This is a genomic window from Kitasatospora sp. NPDC005856 (assembly GCF_040629945.1).
In the GTDB taxonomy this organism is placed as follows: Bacteria; Actinomycetota; Actinomycetes; order Streptomycetales; family Streptomycetaceae; genus Kitasatospora.
The window spans coordinates 1-1104 of sequence record NZ_JBEXWT010000249.1; the positions used below are offsets into that span (position 1 = coordinate 1).

1 pseudogene is annotated in these 1104 nt (G+C 74.5%); it reads right to left on the reverse strand.

The annotated features are described in order from the left end of the window. Positions 1–1104: pseudogene (locus ABZ449_RS42270) on the reverse strand (hypothetical protein); the annotation flags it as partial.

A 1104-nucleotide genomic window follows, 5' to 3' on the forward strand; every position in this document is an offset into this window, starting at 1 on the left:
GTCGTCGGGGCGGACGATGAGGATGTCGGGGGTGGGGGTGTCGGTGGTGGGGGATTCGGGGGTGACGGGGACCCACTCCAGCACCAACGGTGAGTCCGGCGGGCCGCCCGCGGTGGTGGCCAGGTCCGGTGCGGTGAGCGCGCGGCTGGTGACCGAGCCGATGCTGAGCAGGGGCGCTCCGGTCGTGTCCGCCACACCGGCGGACAGGGTGCCGTCGGCCCGGGCGGCCAGGCGGATCCTGGCCGCGGCGGCGCCGGTCGCGTGCAGTGTCACGTCCGTGAACCGGCTCGGGAACGCGATCTCCTCGGACTGACCGGCCAGGACACCGTCCAGCGCGGGCGCCAACAGCGCCGGGTGGAGCCCGAATCCGTCCGGGGTGGCGTCCTCCGGAAGGGCCGTCTCGACGTGCCCGTCGGAGTACCCGCGGATGCTCCGGAAGGCCCCGCTGTGGTCGTAGCCGGCCGCGGCGAGCCGTTCGGCCAGCTGGTCGGGCTCGGCTCCGGCGGCCCGGCCGTCGCCGGTCTCGGCGGCCTCGCCCGAGGAGCTCAGCACACCGGCGGCGCGGCGCGTCCAGCCGTCGGCCTGCCGGGTGTGCACATGGACGGCGTGCTTCCCGTCCTCGTCCGCGCCGGACACGTGGACGCGCAGGTCGACCCCACCGTCCTCCGGCAGGACGAGCGGCCTGTCCAGGGCGAGTTCGTCGAGGTGGTGCAGGCCCAGGCGGTCCCCGGTGGACAGCACGAGGTCGAGCACGGCCACCGCCGGCAGGACCGTCGTGTCCTGGAGCACGTACCCCGCCAGCCAGGGGTGGGTCTCCACACCGATCCGACCGGTCGCCACCACGCCCTGGCCCTCGGGCAGTTCCACCACGGCGGCGAGCAACGGGTGCGTGGCGTCGTCCAGTCCGGCCGACGCGGCGTCCTCGAGGCCCGCTCCGGCTGCCGCTTCCAGCCAGTACTGCTGGTGTTGGAAGGGGTAGGTGGGGAGGGGGGTGTGGGGGGTGGTGGGTGTGGTGGGTGTGGTGGTGGGGGGTTTGGTGGTGGGGGTGTTGTGGGTCCAGGTGTGGGCGAGGGCGGTCGCCAGTTGGGATGGGCCGCCGTGGTT